This window comes from Nocardia asteroides (assembly GCF_900637185.1).
GTDB lineage: Bacteria > Actinomycetota > Actinomycetes > Mycobacteriales > Mycobacteriaceae > Nocardia > Nocardia asteroides.
In genome coordinates this window covers 779,698-796,427 of sequence record NZ_LR134352.1, presented here as the reverse complement: position 1 = coordinate 796,427, position 16,730 = coordinate 779,698, and the positions used below count along the sequence as shown (strand labels likewise).

The 16,730-nt window shown below is 67.5% G+C and carries 18 protein-coding genes and 2 tRNA genes; 6 read left to right on the top strand and 14 right to left on the bottom strand.

The features are described from left to right. The first annotated feature begins 82 nt into the window (after positions 1–82). Entirely contained in the window at positions 83–322 is a 240-nt protein-coding gene (locus tag EL493_RS03870) for a hypothetical protein (protein WP_019050145.1), read from the top strand. A 184-nt stretch (positions 323–506) separates the two neighbouring features. Beyond that, the gene (locus EL493_RS03865; RefSeq protein WP_019050144.1) at positions 507–926 is read left to right on the top strand and encodes a CBS domain-containing protein; all 420 of its coding nucleotides are present in this window, start codon (positions 507–509) and stop codon (positions 924–926) included. A 3-nt stretch (positions 927–929) separates the two neighbouring features. On the opposite strand, the gene EL493_RS03860 is transcribed toward EL493_RS03865, so the two are convergent. From EL493_RS03860 to EL493_RS03850, 3 genes are all read right to left on the bottom strand, one after another. Next, positions 930–1,397 carry a deaminase gene (locus tag EL493_RS03860; protein ID WP_019050143.1) on the bottom strand — a complete coding sequence of 156 codons (468 nt, stop codon included), beginning with the start codon at positions 1,395–1,397 and terminating at the stop codon, positions 930–932. Positions 1,398–1,541: 144 nt separating this feature from the next. Then, positions 1,542–2,228 carry a RibD family protein gene (locus EL493_RS03855; RefSeq protein WP_019050142.1) on the bottom strand — a complete coding sequence of 229 codons (687 nt, stop codon included), beginning with the start codon at positions 2,226–2,228 and terminating at the stop codon, positions 1,542–1,544. Continuing rightward, the gene (locus EL493_RS03850; protein ID WP_030201672.1) at positions 2,225–2,887 is read right to left on the bottom strand and encodes an aminodeoxychorismate/anthranilate synthase component II; all 663 of its coding nucleotides are present in this window, start codon (positions 2,885–2,887) and stop codon (positions 2,225–2,227) included. Before EL493_RS03850 ends, EL493_RS03855 begins: the two co-directional genes overlap by 4 nt. Before the next feature lie 94 nt (positions 2,888–2,981). Here EL493_RS03850 and crgA point away from each other — a divergent pair, with 94 nt between their 5' ends. Both crgA and EL493_RS03840 read left to right on the top strand, forming a co-directional pair. Continuing rightward, a complete protein-coding gene (gene crgA / locus EL493_RS03845) occupies positions 2,982–3,245 on the top strand; it encodes a cell division protein CrgA (protein WP_019050140.1) in 264 nt (87 codons plus the stop codon). Between the two features lie 103 nt (positions 3,246–3,348). Next, positions 3,349–3,795: a PH domain-containing protein gene (locus EL493_RS03840; protein ID WP_019050139.1), complete on the top strand. Its 447-nt coding sequence runs from the start codon at positions 3,349–3,351 to the stop codon at positions 3,793–3,795. A 78-nt stretch (positions 3,796–3,873) separates the two neighbouring features. Here the strand turns inward: EL493_RS03840 and EL493_RS03835 are convergent, their stop codons facing one another. Continuing rightward, positions 3,874–4,401 (bottom strand): peptidylprolyl isomerase, encoded by a 528-nt coding sequence (locus tag EL493_RS03835; protein ID WP_022566604.1) that lies wholly within the window; start codon positions 4,399–4,401, stop codon positions 3,874–3,876. 57 nt (positions 4,402–4,458) lie between these two features. On the opposite strand from EL493_RS03835, the gene EL493_RS03830 reads away from it, so the two are divergent. Beyond that, on the top strand, positions 4,459–4,614 hold the full coding sequence (locus tag EL493_RS03830) for a hypothetical protein (protein ID WP_019050137.1): 156 nt from the start codon (positions 4,459–4,461) through the stop codon (positions 4,612–4,614). Between the two features lie 25 nt (positions 4,615–4,639). On the opposite strand, the gene EL493_RS03825 is transcribed toward EL493_RS03830, so the two are convergent. Further along, on the bottom strand, positions 4,640–5,485 hold the full coding sequence (locus EL493_RS03825; protein WP_019050136.1) for an ABC transporter permease: 846 nt from the start codon (positions 5,483–5,485) through the stop codon (positions 4,640–4,642). Beyond that, positions 5,482–6,471, bottom strand: coding sequence for a daunorubicin resistance protein DrrA family ABC transporter ATP-binding protein (locus EL493_RS03820; RefSeq protein ID WP_019050135.1), 990 nt, complete (start codon positions 6,469–6,471; stop codon positions 5,482–5,484). Before EL493_RS03820 ends, EL493_RS03825 begins: the two co-directional genes overlap by 4 nt. Before the next feature lie 611 nt (positions 6,472–7,082). Between EL493_RS03820 and EL493_RS03815 the strand changes: the two genes are divergently transcribed. Further along, positions 7,083–8,663 (top strand): serine hydrolase, encoded by a 1,581-nt coding sequence (locus EL493_RS03815; RefSeq protein WP_019050134.1) that lies wholly within the window; start codon positions 7,083–7,085, stop codon positions 8,661–8,663. Here the strand turns inward: EL493_RS03815 and EL493_RS03810 are convergent. The 8 genes from EL493_RS03810 to EL493_RS03780 all read right to left on the bottom strand — a co-directional run bounded on the left by EL493_RS03810 (position 8,653) and on the right by EL493_RS03780 (position 16,624). Further along, entirely contained in the window at positions 8,653–9,567 is a 915-nt protein-coding gene (locus EL493_RS03810) for an acyl-CoA dehydrogenase family protein (RefSeq protein ID WP_019050133.1), read from the bottom strand. The genes EL493_RS03815 and EL493_RS03810 overlap by 11 nt on opposite strands. A gap of 5 nt (positions 9,568–9,572) precedes the next feature. Then, positions 9,573–9,645 (bottom strand) — tRNA-Ala (locus EL493_RS03805). Between the two features lie 33 nt (positions 9,646–9,678). After that, a complete protein-coding gene (locus EL493_RS32890) occupies positions 9,679–9,786 on the bottom strand; it encodes a DLW-39 family protein (RefSeq protein ID WP_211359241.1) in 108 nt (35 codons plus the stop codon). 29 nt (positions 9,787–9,815) lie between these two features. Further along, positions 9,816–9,889: transfer RNA gene (locus EL493_RS03800), tRNA-Ile, on the bottom strand. Between the two features lie 137 nt (positions 9,890–10,026). Continuing rightward, entirely contained in the window at positions 10,027–11,070 is a 1,044-nt protein-coding gene (locus EL493_RS03795; protein ID WP_019050131.1) for a DUF3566 domain-containing protein, read from the bottom strand. A 39-nt stretch (positions 11,071–11,109) separates the two neighbouring features. Further along, complete coding sequence (gyrA, locus tag EL493_RS03790) at positions 11,110–13,620, bottom strand: DNA gyrase subunit A (RefSeq protein WP_019050130.1); 2,511 nt, start codon at positions 13,618–13,620, stop codon at positions 11,110–11,112. Positions 13,621–13,680: 60 nt separating this feature from the next. After that, on the bottom strand, positions 13,681–15,714 hold the full coding sequence (gene gyrB / locus EL493_RS03785) for a DNA topoisomerase (ATP-hydrolyzing) subunit B (protein ID WP_019050129.1): 2,034 nt from the start codon (positions 15,712–15,714) through the stop codon (positions 13,681–13,683). 373 nt (positions 15,715–16,087) lie between these two features. Next, a complete protein-coding gene (locus EL493_RS03780) occupies positions 16,088–16,624 on the bottom strand; it encodes a DUF721 family protein (RefSeq protein ID WP_019050128.1) in 537 nt (178 codons plus the stop codon). Positions 16,625–16,730 lie beyond the last annotated feature (106 nt).

Sequence of the window (16,730 nt, the reverse complement as noted above, 5' to 3'; positions counted from 1 at the left end):
GGAAAATCCTTGTTGCTCAACGCTATTGGAGACAGTAGGCTGGCACTGTTCGATTTTCCGAACTGAATTCTGGGGGGAATGAATGATCAAGAAATTTGTCGTGGGCACCGTACTCACAGCGGCCACCGTTCTCGGTGGCGCCGGGATGGCGCTCGCTGAAACGACGCCCTACGACAGCCTCGCGGGTCCCTGGCCGTCGTCGTCCGCATGTCAGCGCGCCGCCGAGCAGTTGAACTCCAATGGCAAGAACCCGACGACGAGCTGCTTCCAGATGGAAGGCCGCGACGGCTGGTGGTTCTATTACGCGGTTGTGATCGACTGAGTCGATATCTCTACGCGAACGGCGGCGGCGACCATCTCGAATGGTCGCCGCCGCTGTTCGCGTTGTCGGTATGCGGGGGTGCGGAGGTCTCGATCGGATGGAGAAAACTCGTATCGCGGCGCGGCGGGCGCAGAATGGGGCTGCTCCATCCCACCCAGCACCGCTGAACGAGGAGGTAGCCCCTATGACCACGGCCAGGGACATCATGAAGCCCGGCGCGCAGTGGATCACCCGCGGTGACACCGTGGCGACCGCCGCGACCGCGATGGCCGATCTCGGTGTCGGATCGCTGGTCGTCGCCGACGACGACGAGCGCATGTGCGGCATCATCACCGACCGCGACATCGTGGTGAAGTGCATCGCGCTCGGTCTGTCCCCGGAGACCACGACCGCGGCCGAACTGTGCGAAGCCACCCCGCGCTGGGTCGACGCCGACGCCGACGTGGAGGACGTGCTCGACCAGATGGAAGGTCACCGGGTCAAGCGGATGCCGGTGATCGAGAACAAGCGGCTGGTCGGCATGATCAGCGAGGCCGATCTGGCCCGGCACCTCGACGACAATCAGCTCGGCGAGTTCGTGACCGCCATCTACGGGCGGCCCTGACCCTCAGCTCAGATCGAGGTGGGTGTTCATCGACATGGCCTCGGCGGCCAGGTCGGTCAGCTCCACCACCCGCACGCCGTGCCTGCGCAGTTTGTCCACACCCTCGCAGGCGGCGACGAACAGGCTCGGCTCACGCCAGGCGATGACGACGGTCGGGATACCGGCGGCCAGGATGCGGTCGGTACACGGCAGCCGGCTCGCGGTGGCGCGGGTCGAGCACGGTTCGAGCGTGCTGTAGATCGTCGCCCTGGTCAGCCGCGGGTCGTCGGGGTCGAGCTTGTTCAGCGCCGACTCCTCGGCGTGCACCTTCTCGTCGGTCTCCCTGGACCAGCCCGTCGAGATCTCCACACCGTCGGCGACGATGACCGCCCCCACCGAATAGGCCGTCGCGCTGGGCGGGCAATTGCGCGCGAGCTCGATCGCCCTGTGCATGAATCGATGGTCGGTGTTCTCGGCATTGCCTGCGCTCATCGCGTTCCCCTGCTGGTCGGGAGTTATCCACAACTGTCGCACGATGTGGATTCGGTCATGTTCAGGTGTGCAGCGTTTCGCCGGACAAGCTGTGGACAGTGACATTTTCCCAGGTCGGCGCCATGATTTCGACCACAGGACCGGTTAGCGAACGGGGTCGTCACCTGCGCCGACCAGGTACTTCAGCACAGCGACATCCCCAAGTTGTTCCACACCCGCCAGCCGCATCCGGCGTTGCGCGCCGCCGGGGAACCGGGCCGGGCCGACGAAACGCGGCGCGCCCGGGTCGCCGACCAGGATCGGGGCGATCGCCAGCCGGATCTCGTCGACCAGATCGGCGGCGAGGAACCCGGTATGGATCCCCATGCCGCCTTCGACCATGAGCCGGTGGATTCCGCGCGCGCCGAGATCGTCGAGCAGGGCGGGCAGCGCGAGTTCGGCGCCCAGCGCCACCACGTCGGCCAGGCCGGCCAGGCGCTCACCCAGCCGGGTGGCGCCCGCGTGGGTCGTGTAGACCACCTTGTCCCCACCGGTGTGCCAGAACCGCAGCTCCGGATCGAGGTCGCCGGATCCGCTGACGGCGACCTTGAGCGGATACTCCGGTTTGCCCGCGGTCACCCGGTCGGCCCGACGCATCGCGCTGTTGACCAGCAACCGCGGATTGTCGGCCCGCAGGGTCCGCGCGCCGATCAGGATCGCGTCGGATTCGGCGCGGACCTGGTCGACCCGGTCGAAGTCGGCGCTGTTGGACAGCAGCAGGCGCTCGGCGCTCGCGTCGTCGATGTAGCCGTCCAGGCTCGTCGCCACCGACAGCAGGACATACGGCCTCACTGGGTCACCAGCGCGGCGACCTCCGCTTCGAGCGCGGACACCAGGGCCTCGGCCGGGCGTTGTCCACAGACCTCGAGCCAGTTGGCCAGCATCCGGTGCCCACCCTGGGTGAGGACCGACTCGGGATGGAACTGCACGCCGTGGATCGGCAGGGTGCGGTGGCGCATCGCCATCACGATGCCGCTCTCGGTGTGGCCGACGACCTCCAGCTCCGCGGGCATGGTCTCGGGGAGCACCGTGAGCGAGTGATACCGCGTCGCGGTGAAGGGGTCGGGCAGGCCGGCCAGCACGCCCGCGCCGATGTGGTAGACCTCGCTGGTCTTGCCGTGCAGCAGCTCCGGCGCGCGGTCGACGGTGCCGCCGAACGCCTCGCCGATGGCCTGGTGGCCGAGGCACACGCCGAGCAGCGGTGTCGCGTGCCGCGCGGCCGCGTGCACCAGCGGGATACTCGCGCCCGCGCGGTCGGGGCTGCCGGGGCCGGGACTCACCAGCACGCCGTCGAAGGTCCCGCCCGCGTCGCCGCGGGTGAGCAGGGTGTCCAGGTCGGTCAGGCGCTGGTCGTCGTTGCGCCACACCACGGCCTCGGCACCAAGCTGGCCGAGGTACTGCACCAGGTTGAACACGAAGCTGTCGTAGTTGTCGACGACCAATACACGCATGCGTCGAGAGTACGTGCCGACCCTGTAGGTCGTCGCATTCATTACCTGGTGGGATAGCCTAGGGACTACCAGTACTGTCGAATTCGAGGACGTCATGCCCAAGTCCAAGGTCCGTAAGAAGGCCGACTACACCCCGAGCCCTGCCAGCCGCACCCCGGTGAAGGTGAAGGCGGGCCCGTCGCCGGCTTGGTACGTCGCGATCATGCTGGGTTTCATGCTGGCAGGCCTGGTCTGGCTGCTGGTCTACTACCTGGCCGCCGAGCACATCGGCTGGATGAACGATCTCAACGCCTGGAACTTCCTGATCGGATTCGGCCTGATGGTCGTGGGTCTGATCATGACCATGCGATGGCGCTGAGCAGGCATCGCGCACCGGATTACACCGGTGTTATTCATGCACACCTGTGGATGAAGCTGTGGACAACTCGAGGAGCAATGGGGGACGACGCCGCGTGAACGCTGTGGAATCCGCCGACGGCACCTCGTGGACAACTCCCACGTCGGGACTGCTCGCCGTCTCGGGCGGCGGCCTGATCCTCGTCGTGGCCGCCATCCTGGCCCAGGACGGGCCGAGCAGGCTGCTCGTCGGCCTGGCCGCGCTCGCGGTCATCGGCATGGCCGTCCTCGGATTCCGCCAGCGCCCCCGGCTGACGATGGTCCCCGGCCCGGCGCCGCGTCTGGTGGTGGGCACACTGACCGGCCCGAAGACCTACCCGCTCGACCGCATCGACCGCATCCGGATGGTCGACTACCGCCGCCTCGGGCGGAAGTCGGCGATGCTCGAGATCGACGTCCGGCACGGCGACGCCGAGCGCCTGCTGATCTTCGGCCGCTGGGATCTGGGCACCAATCCCCACGACGTGTACGACGCGCTGGTCGTCAACGGCTTCGCCGCGGTGGCCGACTGAGGCGCACGGTTTCACGTGAAGCAGAGAACTCCCCGTCGCGCATCGGCGCGGCGGGGAGTTCTGCTGTGTACCGCTCGATCAGCCGATGCTCACCGACGTGATCACGACCGGCTCGTCCGGGCGATCGTTGCGATCGGTCTTCACCGAGGCGATCGCGTCGACCACCTTGCGCGAGTCCGGATCGACCACCTCACCGAAGATCGTGTGCTTGCGGTTCAGGTGCGGCTGCGGGCCGACGGTGATGAAGAACTGCGAGCCGTTGGTGCCCGGCCCGGCGTTGGCCATCGCGAGCAGGTAGCCGCGATCGAAGCGCAGTTCCGGGTGGAACTCGTCACCGAACTCGAAACCGGGCCCGCCGCGGCCGGTCCCGGTCGGGTCGCCGCCCTGGATCATGAAGCCAGGGATCACCCGGTGGAAGACGGCGCCGTCGTAGAACGGACCGGCTTCCGTGCCACCGGCGTTCACGGTGGTGTAGGGCGCGCTGCCGTCGGCGAGACCGACGAAGTTGCGCACCGTCTTCGGCGCGTGATTACCGAAAAGCGCGATCTTGATGTCGCCGTGATTGGTGTGCAGTGTCGCCACGGCGGTCTGGTGGGGTGAGGTCACGCGATCATGGTGCCACGGGGGCGGCGGGAACCCGGGCAGCTGTGCCACAGTGGTCGCATGAAGCTTCGTAACCCGCTCATCGCGTCCCTCGCGATCGCCGGGGCAGGCGCCCTGGCATTCCTGGCCCGCAGCAAGCGTCCGCAACTCCCCGAGCCCGCGGCCGAACCGCCGCGCCTGGGCTACTCGCGCAACGGTTCGGCGCCGACCTCCTGACCGGAGGCCGGCGCGAACCGAGCCGTCAGCGGCTCACCGACTTCTTGTATTGCACCTGAGCCAGCGGCACGAACACGACCAGGATCACCACGATCCAGATCAGTGTCGTGGCCACCGGGTACTGCATCGGCAGCGCGTCGGAGGGCGGAGCCAGCGGGTTCGTATTGCCGAACAGGTTGCGCACGGCCTGGGTGAGCGCCGAGACCGGATTCCACTCGGCGAACACTTGCAGCGGACCCGGCATACCCTCCAGCGGCACGAACGCGTTCGACAGGAACGTCAGCGGGAAGATCACCATGAAGCTGGCGTTGTTGAACACCTCCGGCGCGCGCACGAGCAGCCCCACCACCGCCATCATCCAGGACAGCGCGTAGGCGAACAGCAGCATCAGCGCGTAGGCCAGCACCGCGTCCAGGAACGACCCGCGAATCCGCCAGCCGACGACCAGACCGGTCAGCGACATGACGACCAGACTCACGACATTGATCACCACGTCGCTGATCGTGCGGCCGACCAGCACCGCCGACGGTGCCATCGGCAGCGAGCGGAACCGGTCGATGATGCCCTTCTGCATGTCCTCGGCCAGGCCCGCGCCGGTGAACGTGGCGCCGAAGACCACGGTCTGCGCGAAGATGCCGGCGATCAGGAATTCGCGATAGCCGCCCGTCACGCCCTCGACCGTGATCGCCGAACCGAACACGTAGGCGAACAGCAGCACGAACATGATCGGCGACAGCGTCGTGAAGATCAGCACGTCGGGGACGCGCTTGATCTTGATGACATTGCGCTTGGCGATGGTGATGCTGTCGGTGACCACCATCGACAGCCGTTCGCCGAGGCTGGGAGCCTGCACTTTGACCAGCGTGCTCATCGGTTCTGCCCTTCCTTGGCGACCTGGGCGTCGCCCGCGACCAGTTCCTCGGCCTCGTGCCCGGTGAGTGTCAGGAACACGTCGTCGAGCGAGGGCCTGCGTAGCGCGACGTCGTTGATCTGCACCTTGTGCTCGGTGAGCCGGCCGATCGCGGTGACCAGGTCCTGGGAGCCGTCTGCCACGGGGACGGTGATCCGGCGCAGCCCCGGCTCGAGGTGGATCTCGCCGTCGGCCAGTCCGGTCAGCACCTGCTGGGCGGGGGCGAGCTGATCGGGGGTGGCGACGGTGAGTTCGATGCGGTCGCCACCGACCATGGCCTTGAGTTCGTCGGCGGTGCCGCGGGCGATCACCTTGCCGTGGTCGATCACGGCGATCGCGTCGGCGAGCCGGTCGGCCTCGTCCATGTACTGGGTGGTGAGCAGCAGGGTGGTGCCACCCGCGACGAGTTCCTCGATGACGTCCCACAGGTCGAGCCGGGCGCGCGGGTCCAGGCCCGTGGTCGGCTCGTCGAGGAACAGCACCGGCGGATTGGCGACCAGCGCGCCTGCCAGGTCGAGGCGCCTGCGCATACCGCCGGAGTAGCCCTTCACCGGCCGGTCGGCGGCGTCGGTGAGCCGGAAGCGCTCGAGCAGCTCGCGCGCGCGTTCCTTACTGCGCTGCACGCCGAGGTGGTAGAGCCTGCCGACCATCTCCAGGTTCTCGAACCCGGTGAGGTACTCGTCGACGGCCGCGTACTGCCCGGACGTGCCGATCCGGGAACGCAGCGCCTGGGGATTGTTCAGTACGTCGATCCCGGCGACGGTGGCCCGCCCCTCGTCGGGGATCAACAGAGTGGTGAGAACGCGGACAGTCGTGGTCTTTCCCGCGCCATTGGGGCCGAGAAGTGCGGTGACGGTGCCTTCGGGCACGGACAGGTCGAGCCCGTCCAGAGCGGTGAGCTGCCCATACCGTTTGACCAGACCCTCGGCGACGATTGCGTCGGGCATGATGCTCCTGATGTCGAAGTTCGAACGCTTCCTTCGGCCCAGTATTGCGGGACCCACCGACAAGTCGCATCCCCTTTTGCCACGTTTCGCGTCCCGATGTACACGTTTGTTCGACATGCCGATTTCCTGCGACACGCGGCGAATCGGACCGATTTTCCGGTGACCGGTCCGGCCACAAGCCCGCAATCTCCGGGGCAACACCCGGCGACCGGTCACCACACGATCGTCACAACTTCTTCGTAAATCGTTGCGTACCAGTGATTTACGCTCGAATTTCCGCGTCGATCACGCGTGCGACCTGCGGATCTGCGATCTTCGGAACCCACGCTGACAACCGGTTCCGGGCAGGCTCGCCGAAAAATCTTGGAAACTGGGTCGTTGCGCGTACACGAATCCGGCTCGTATCGCGTAGGATCGTTCACGTCGGCCCCTCCCCCCCCGGGCCGACCCTACGCGGGCCTCGGCTAACTCCCCCCCTTCGCCGAGGCCCGCTCCCCATTTTCCGGCAAGGTCGCTGTTCGCGCCGCCGGGTGCGTATGCCCCGGCGGTCCGTCCGTCACAGTCCAGCCACGTTCCCGCGATCGGCCCGCAACCGGGACTATCGTCTGCCCATGGTGCATCGCAAAGGCGCGATCGCGGCGCTGGTCGTCTCCATGGCAGTTGTCGTCGGCTGTGGCGGATCCGCCGACGACGACGAGAATTCCGCCGCGACCAGCACCCCCGCGCTCCCCCCGAATCAGGTAGCCGCGATCCCCATCGCCGACGACGCCGTCGACAAGGCCGTGGGCAAGCTCGACGAGCTGGCGCAGTCGCTGATGGACAGCACACACATCCCCGGCATGGCCGTGGCCGTGGTGCACGGGGGAAAGACCGTCTACGCGAAGGGCTTCGGTGTCCGGCAGGCGGGCGGCCAGGACAAGATCGACGCCGATACCGTCTTCCAGCTGGCCTCGGTCTCGAAGTCGGTGGCGGCGACGGTGGTCGCGAGCCAGGTCGGCAAGGGCACCGTCGACTGGGAGACACCGGTCGTCTCGAAGCTCCCCTCGTTCGCCCTCGCGGATCCGGCCACCACGGCCCAGCTGACCGTCGGCGACCTGTTCGCGCACCGCAGCGGCCTGCCCGACCACGCGGGCGACCGGCTCGAAGACCTCGGCTACAACCGGGAGGAGATTCTCGGCAAACTCCGCCTCGAGCCCCTCGATCCGTTCCGGATCACCTACGCCTACACCAACTTCGGCCTGACCGCGGGCGCGGAGGCGGTGGCGGCCGCGGCGGGCACCCCGTGGGACCGGCTCAGCGCCGACAGCCTGTACGGCCCGCTGGGGATGACGTCGACCAGCTCGCGCTTCGCCGATTTCGAGGCCAGGCCGAACCGGGCGCTCGGGCACGTGAACGTCGACGGCAACTGGGTCGCGCGGTACGTTCGCGACCCCGATCCGCAGTCCCCCGCGGGCGGGGTGAGCTCGTCGGTGAACGACATGGCGCGCTGGCTGGCGATGGTGCTCGGCGGCGGTACCGCCTACGGAACGACCATCGCACCGCCCGAGGCGCTGCTGCCCGCGATCACCCCGCAGGTGATCTCCGGGCCCGCTTCCACCCCCGAGTCACGAGCGGGCTTCTACGGCTTCGGCTTCAACTCGTCGACCTCGTCCACCGGCCGCACCTCGTTCAGTCATTCGGGCGCGTTCGCACTCGGCGCCGCCACGAACTTCCTGGCCATCCCGTCGGCCGACGTCGCCATCGTCGCGCTCACCAACGCCTCCCCCATCGGCGCGCCGGAAGCGCTGACCGCCGAGTTCGCCGATCTGGTCCAGTACGGCGAGATCAAGGAGGACTGGCGCAGCCTGTACGAGGCCGTCATCGCCCCGATCATGGACCCGGAGGGCGATCTCGCGGGCAAGCAGCCGCCGGCGAATCCCGCACCCGCCAAGCCCCTGCGGGACTACACCGGCAGCTACGCCAACGAGTACTGGGGCGCCGCCGACATCTCCGAGGCGGAGGGCGGCCTGGTGCTCACCCTCGGACCCGCACAGCGCCGATACCCGCTGCGGCACTGGGACGGCGACACCTTCGCCTTCGACCTCAGCGGCGAGAACGCCCCGCCGGGCACCGTGTCCTCGGCGATCTTCGACAACGGGACGCTCACCCTCGACTATTTCAACGAGAACGGGCTGGGCAAGTTCACCCGGTGACGTCCTCGGCCACCGCGCGCCAGGCCGTCGCCAGCCGCAGTGCCCTGACCTTGCCCGCCACACCGAGCAGCGGTTCGTCGCGCTCCCACCGCTGTCTGGTCCCGGGTTCGACGCTCGCCCACAGCGGGGCGAGTTCGGCGCGCAGGCGGGTGAGCCGCTCGAAGACGCCGCCCAGCGCGATGTGCACGCCCGGCGAGCCCGGATCCTCCGCGCCGAGTCCACGCACGCCCGCAAACAGGGCCAGCAGCTGTTCTACGGCCTCCGCGGGCCAGGAAGCTTGGCGGGCCACCCGCAGGAGCTGTCCGAGCACAGCGGCGACCACGTGCAGATCCTCGACGGTGCGGAACGGCTTGAGGTAGTCGGCGTAGCCGTCGCCGGGCAGCAGGTCACCGGGCGCCGCGTCGAAGGTGACGGTGGCGTGCGGTACTTCGGGGGCGAACGGCAGCGACGGCAGCGGCGTCACCACGGTGCCCGCGCCGGCGGGCACCAGGACCGCGCGCAGGTCGGCGCGACCATCGGCCTGTTCGCCCGCGCGCGCGATCACCAGGAAACGGGTCGCGAATTCGCCGAGCGTCGCGAAAGACTTGGTGCCGCTGACGAAACCCTCGGCTGAGACGGTGGTGGTCATCGCCGAGGGGCGTGCGCCGTTCGCCTCGGTCGCGCACATGGAGGTGAGTTCGGTGTCGCCGAGCGTCGGCAGCAGCGCGCGCAATGCCTCTTGATATCCACCGAGAAACGCCGGACCTGTTCCGGCACTGTCGAATCCGGCGACGGCGGCGCGATCGACCGAATTCGGGAAAGTGGCGCTGCGGGCGCGCTGTACTGCCGCGAGCGCGGCGATATCGGTCGAGTCCGACTCGACGGGAGCTGCGGTGAGCAGAAAATCGAATACCGAGGAATTCACAGAAGTGGAGCCTAGGGGAATCGAACCCCTAACCCCTGCCTTGCAAAGGCAGTGCTCTGCCAATTGAGCTAAGGCCCCTTGCTGGCTCGCGGAACCAGTTGGCAACCCGAATCAGCGGGTGGTGACCTCACGCCAGAGGTCAGCGTCGTCGCGCTTGCGGAATTTGGTGATACCGATGAGAACCGCGATCACAACACCGACCGTGAGGACAATCTTCATGATTCCCACCCTACTGTGATGTTCGGGAGTGGGCCTAGGAGGACTTGAACCTCCGACCTCTTCGTTATCAGCGAAGCGCTCTAACCGCCTGAGCTATAGGCCCGTACTCGTTCCGATCGCCCCGCTTCAGCAGTGCACCGCAACGAAAAAAGAGGTTACCCTACCGGCCTGCCGATAACCAAAACGGCCGGTCAAGCCCCTTTTCCCGGGGCTGACCGGCCGTCGTGGCAGAACCGATTCCTAGTCCGGATCGGCCAGGGTCACCTGGATGCCACCGACCAGATCGCAGCACTGGTTGTAGATGAACACGCCGACCGTGGCCAGCGCGGTGAACAGCACCACATTGATGAGACCGATCACACCGGCATAGCCGAAGACCGTGCCCGCATCGATCAGGCTCGACGAGCTGCCCTCCTGGTTCAGCATCTCGCCCAGCGAGTTGTCCAGGTTGTCCCACACGCCCATACCGGCCAGCACGATGTAGAGCAGGCCGACCGCCAGCATCCACACGAAGAACAGCGCGACGCTGATCACCAGGGTGATCTTGAGGGTCGACCACGGATCGATCCGGCGGATCTGCACCGTCGCGCGTAGCGGCTCGCCCGACGCGGCGGCCGCGATGGCCACCGGCACCGCGGGCGAGACCGCCCCGGTGGACGCGGCGGCGGCCCGAGCGCTCGGCCCCGGCTGCGGCGGGATGTGCGCCATCGGCAGACCGGGCGGCGCCACCGGCGCGGCCTGGCCGTCCGGTGTCGGGTGCCGCACCTCGGACAGGTCCGGCATGTCCTTGACCAGCTCGGGGCGGGCGATGCTGCGGGTCGGGCCGTCGATACCGACGGACTTCACCATCGCCGCTTCCTTGCGGGCCGCCTTGGCCGCCAGGTCGGCGGTGGTGCGGGCGTTGGACGCGCCGCTGCCCTTCAGCCCGCCGGACGAGGCCGGCGCGGCGGGCGCGGCACCCGAGGACGGACGACCCTGGCTCGGCGACTCACCGGGCCGGTACAGGTTCGACTGCGGCTCGCGCTGCGGCAGCTGCGCCCAACCGTCCTGGTAGGGCGACTTGCCCTTCCCGTTGCCTGCGGGCGGGGTGGGCTCGTTGCTCATCCGCACGGTCGACTGGTCGAACGACTCGCCGCCGGCGGCACCGGATTCCGGCGCTGCCGCACCTTCGGCCGGACCGCCCTGACGTGGGATGGGCCGCGGCTGGATCGGAGACGAGGCAATCCGCTCGGTGACGCCGTTGGTCTGGTTCCGATCGTCGTTCGACTGATTCGGTGTGGTCAATGGAATCCTCAGATCCGTTCGTTGCCGCCGCTGTTTGGGTTATTGCTCCGAAGCCGCGTCGCCGGTGAGCTGATCGGGATCGGGCTCGTCGGCGTTGCGCGCGATCGCTAGCAAGGTATCGCCATCCGCGAGGTTCATCAATCGCACGCCCTTGGTCTGGCGTCCAGCTTTCCGAACTTGCTTTGCTGCGGTGCGGATGACGCCACCACTGGAAGTGATCGCGTACAACTCGTCCTCGTCGTCGACGATGAGCGCACCGACCAGGCTGCCACGTTTCGGGTCGTACTGAATTGTCAATACGCCTTTTCCGCCACGACCCTGCGCGGTGTACTCCTCGATCGCCGTACGTTTGGCGTACCCACCGGCGGTCGCCACCAAAAGGTAGGTCTCCTCGCGGACCACATTGAGCGAGAGCAATTCGTCGTCGGCGTTGAAACGCATGCCCTGCACACCGGAGGTGGCGCGGCCCATCGGACGCAGCGCCTCGTCGGTGGCGGAGAACCGGATCGACTGGCCGTGCGCCGAGACCAGCAGCAGATCGTCGTCGGCCGAGCAGAGCACCGCGCCGACCAGCTCGTCGTCGTCACGCAGATTCACCGCGACGATGCCGCCGGAGCGGTTGGAGTCGAAATCGGTGAGCTTGGACTTCTTCACCAGGCCCGCGCGGGTCGCCAGCACCAGGTACGGCGCGTCCTCGTAGGTCTTGAGCTGGATGATCTGGGCGATCTTCTCGTCCGGCTGGAACGCCAGCAGGTTCGCCACGTGCTGACCGCGCGCGGTCCGGTTGGCCTCGGGCAGCTCGTAGGCCTTGGCCCGGTAGACGCGGCCCTTGTTGGTGAAGAACAGCAGCCAGTCGTGGGTGGAGGACACGAAGAAGTGCTTGACGATGTCGTCCTGCTTGAGGCCCGCGCCCTGCACACCCTTGCCGCCGCGCTTCTGCGAGCGGTACAGGTCGGTCTTGGTGCGCTTGGCGTAGCCGGTCTCGGTGATCGTGACGACCACGTCCTCGCGGGCGATCAGATCCTCGTCGGCGACGTCACCGTCGTTGGCGATGATCCTGGTCCTGCGGTCGTCGCCGTACTTCTCGACGATCTCGGCCAGCTCGTCGCGCACGATCGCGCGCTGGCGCTCCGGCTTCTCCAGGATGTCCTTGTAGTCGGCGATCTCGAGCTCGATCTTGGCCAGATCGTCGATGATGCGCTGGCGCTCCAGGGCCGACAGGCGGCGCAGCTGCATGTCCAGGATCGCGGTGGCCTGGATGTCGTCGATCTCGAGCAGCTGCATCAGGCCGGTGCGCGCGGTGTCGGTGTTGGCCGAGCGGCGGATCAGCGCGATGACCTCGTCGAGCAGGTCGAGCGCCTTGACCAGGCCGCGCAGGATGTGGGCCCGTTCCTCGGCCTTGCGCAGCAGGTAGCGGGTGCGCCGGACGATGACTTCCAACTGGTGGTCGACGTAGAGCCGGATCATCTGATCCAGGCGCAGCGTGCGCGGCACACCGTCGACGATCGAGAGCATGTTCGCGCCGAAGCTGGTCTGCAGCTGGGTGTGCTTGTACAGGTTGTTCAGCACGACCTTGGCGACCGCGTCGCGCTTGACCGTCACCACGATGCGCATGCCGACACGGTCGGAGGACTCGTCGTGGATATCGGAGATACCCGCGATCTTGCCGTCCTTGACCTGCTCGGCGATCGAGTTGATGAAGTTGTCGGTGTTGACCTGGTAGGGCAGCTCGGTGATGACGATCTGCGTCTGACCGCGGTTGCCCTCTTCGATCTCCACCACACCGCGCATGCGGATCGAGCCGCGGCCGGTGGTGTAGGCGTCCTGGATGCCCTGGCCGCCGACGATCAGGCCGGAGGTCGGGAAGTCCGGGCCCTTGACCCGTTCCATGCACGCGGCGAGGGTGGTCTCCTCGTCGGCGTCGTAGTTCTCCAGCGCCCAGTAGATGGCCTCGGCCAGCTCGTTGAGGTTGTGCGGCGGGATGTTGGTCGCCATGCCGACCGCGATGCCGTTGCTGCCGTTCATCAGCAGCGCGGGCACGCGCGCGGGCAGCACGGTGGGCTCCTGCGAGCGGCCGTCGTAGTTCGGCACGAAATCGACGGTCTCGCTGTCGATGTCGCGCAGCATCTCCATCGCCAGCGGCGTGAGACGGCACTCGGTGTATCGCATGGCGGCCGCGCCGTCGTTGCCGCGGGAACCGAAGTTGCCCTGGCCGTCGACCAGCGGGTAGCGCAGCGACCAGGGCTGCGCCATGCGCACGAGGGTGTCGTAGATCGAGGCGTCGCCGTGCGGGTGGTAGTTACCCATGGTCTCGGCGACCGGGCGGGCAGACTTCACGTAACCGCGGTCGGGGCGGTAGCCGTTGTCGTACATCGCGTAGAGCACGCGGCGGTGCACCGGCTTGAGGCCGTCGCGCACATCGGGCAGCGCGCGGCCCACGATCACGCTCATCGCGTAATCGATGTAGCTGCTCTGCATCTCGTTCTGGATGTCGACCGGTTCGATCCGGTCGCCCGCACCACCGGAGGGCGGCAGCGTGGTCTCAGTCATCAAATCTCCTTCGAGGGCATGACATGGTGCGCGGGCGCGCTCGGCAGAGCGCAGCGCCGGCTACACGTCGAGGAAGCGGACGTCCTTGGCATTGCGGGTGATGAAGCTGCGACGTGCCTCCACGTCTTCGCCCATGAGCACGGAGAACAGCTCGTCCGCCGCGGCGGCGTCGTCGAGCGTCACCTGACGAAGCACCCGCACCGACGGATCCATGGTGGTTTCCCACAGCTCCTTGGCGTTCATCTCGCCCAGACCCTTGTAGCGCTGGACGCCGTCGTCCTTGTTGATCTTCTTGCCCGCGGCCAGACCGGCCTCGAGCAGCGCGTCGCGCTCCCGGTCGGAGTAGGCGAACTCCGGATCCGACCGCATCCACTTGAGCTTGTACAGCGGCGGCTGGGCCAGGAACACGTGACCGTGCTCGACCAGCGGTCGCATGAACCGGAACAGCAGCGTGAGCAGCAGCGTCGCGATGTGCTGGCCGTCGACGTCGGCGTCGGCCATCAGGATGATCTTGTTGTAGCGCAGCTTCGCGATGTCGAACTCGTCGTGGATGCCGGTGCCGAACGCGGTGATGATCGACTGGACCTCGTTGTTCTTGAGGACGCGGTCGATGCGGGCCTTCTCGACGTTGATGATCTTGCCGCGCAGCGGCAGGATCGCCTGGTACATCGAGTCGCGGCCGGACTTGGCCGAGCCGCCGGCGGAGTCACCCTCGACGATGTAGATCTCGCACTTGCTCGGATCCTTGGACCGGCAGTCGGCCAGCTTGCCGGGCAGGCCGCCCAGGTCGGTGGCGGACTTGCGGCGCACCAGCTCCCGCGCCTTGCGCGCGGCCACGCGGGCCTGCGCCGAGGACACCGCCTTCTGCACGATGGTCTTCGCGTCGGCCGGGTTGGCCTCGAACCAGTGCGTCAGGTGCTCGTTGCAGGCACGCTGCACGAACGACTTGACCTCGGTGTTGCCCAGCTTGGTCTTGGTCTGGCCCTCGAACTGCGGCTCGCCGACCTTGACGCTCACGATGGCGGCCAGGCCCTCGCGGATATCGTCACCGGTGAGGTTGCCGTCCTTCTCCTTGAGGAGCTTCTTCTCCTTGGCGTACTTGTTGACCACCGTGGTCAGCGCCGCGCGGAAGCCCTCTTCGTGGGTGCCGCCCTCGTGGGTGTTGATCGTGTTGGCGAAGGTGTGGACCGACTCGGAGTAGCCCGAGTTCCACTGCATCGCGACCTCGAGCTCGTGGCCGGTGCCCTTGCCGGTGAAGCCGACGACCGAGTTGTGGATCGCCTGCTTGGTGCGGTTGATGTGGCGGACGAAGTCCACCAGACCGCCCGGGTAGTGGTAGGTCCTGGTCTTGACCTTGTGCTCGACCGGCTTCTCGACGCCTTCCTCGGCGTGCTTGGGCGCCTCGGCGGTATCGCTGACCACCTCGTCGATGACGTCGGACTCGCTGACCCGCTGGTCGGTCAGGGTGATGGTCAGTCCCTTGTTCAGGAACGCCATCTCCTGCAGGCGGCGCGAGACCGTCTCGAAGTTGTAGGTGGTGGTCTCGAAGATCTCCGGGTCGGCCCAGAACCGGATCGTGGTGCCGGTGCGCTGGGTCGCCTCGCCCTGGACCAGCTTGCCCGGCTTCGCGTCCTTGTAGACCTGGGTCCAGTGGTAGCCGTCGTTGTCGATCTCGGCTTCCAGCTTGCTCGACAGCGCGTTGACCACCGAGATACCGACGCCGTGCAGACCACCGGAGACGGCGTACGCGTCGGAGTCGAACTTGCCACCCGCGTGCAGCTGCGTCATGACGACCTCGACGGTCGGGATGCCCTGCGCGTGCATGGCGGTGGGGATACCGCGGCCGTCGTCGACGACCTCGACGCCACCGTCGGCCAGCAGGGTCACGTCGACCCGGGTCGCGTGGCCGGCCATCGCCTCGTCGACCGAGTTGTCCACAACCTCCCAGATGAGGTGGTGGAGGCCGCGTTCACCGGTGGAACCGATGTACATGCCAGGGCGCTTGCGCACCGCTTCGAGGCCTTCGAGGACCGTGATGGAGGAGGCACCGTAGCCCTGCTTGTTGCCCGATGCGTTGGAGTCGTTGGCAGCCACTTCTCGGTAGCTCTCCTTACTTGCTGATCCCTGTCGCAGCGATCGGGCAGCACGCGGACTGCACAGCACGCGTCGAGGGTTCGCCGCTGGTTACGTCACCATCCTACTGGTAAGCCCAACTTACAGTGCACCTACGACACCCCTGACGCCGCCGTGAATGCGAGAAATCGATCCACTGCGATAAGCGTCGGCCTCCCGGAGATTTCCGCCCGGCAGAACTGGCGTGAGACTTGCGTTCGGCGGTTCCACGTGAAACGGGATCGAGCACCGCGGGCACCGCGACCGAGTTATCCACAGGTTTTGTCCACATGTACAAAACTCCGGGGCCGGGAGCGACGTCGCCCCAAGGCAACTCGGCCCGGTCACCGCCCGGCTATCCGTAGGTGTCGCGCGGCCCACGGCCCTTGATGTGCCGTTCGCCCTTGCGCCAGCTCGGCGCGGCCGGGCCGGTGATCCGCAGCGAGGTGACCACGCCCTGACCGACCGCGGCGTTGATCTTGGCCAGGATCTGCGGCTGCAGCATGCGCAGCTGGGTGGCCCACGCGGTGGACTCGGCGGCGATCTTGAGGACTCCGCCCTCCAGCGTCACCGGAGTGGCGTGCGCCGCGATGTCCTCGCCGACCACCCCGGACCAGCGGCCGAACACCATGCCCTCGGCCACCTTGCCCGACCAGCCACGACTCTTCGCGATCGAGCCGGTGAGCGCGGACAACAGCTGGGGATCGCGCGGATCGGGACCGGCGCCGGACCAGCCGGTGCGCCTGCGTCCGCCCGCGCGCAGCTTGCGCACCGGCGACGCCCGGCCCTGGCCGACCGACTTGCCGCTGGCCTTGGCCGCGGCCCTCGCCTCCTCCAGCGCGCGGCGGGCCAGGTCGATCCCGCGCAGCTCCGGTTCCGGCTGTTCGCTCACCTCGGTTCCGCCTTCCGGTGTCGATGCTGGCCGAGTGCGCAGTGAGTCTACGCCGGGTGCCCGACAACGCCGAGCGAGCCGATCCGGCATATGTCCAGCATGTTGC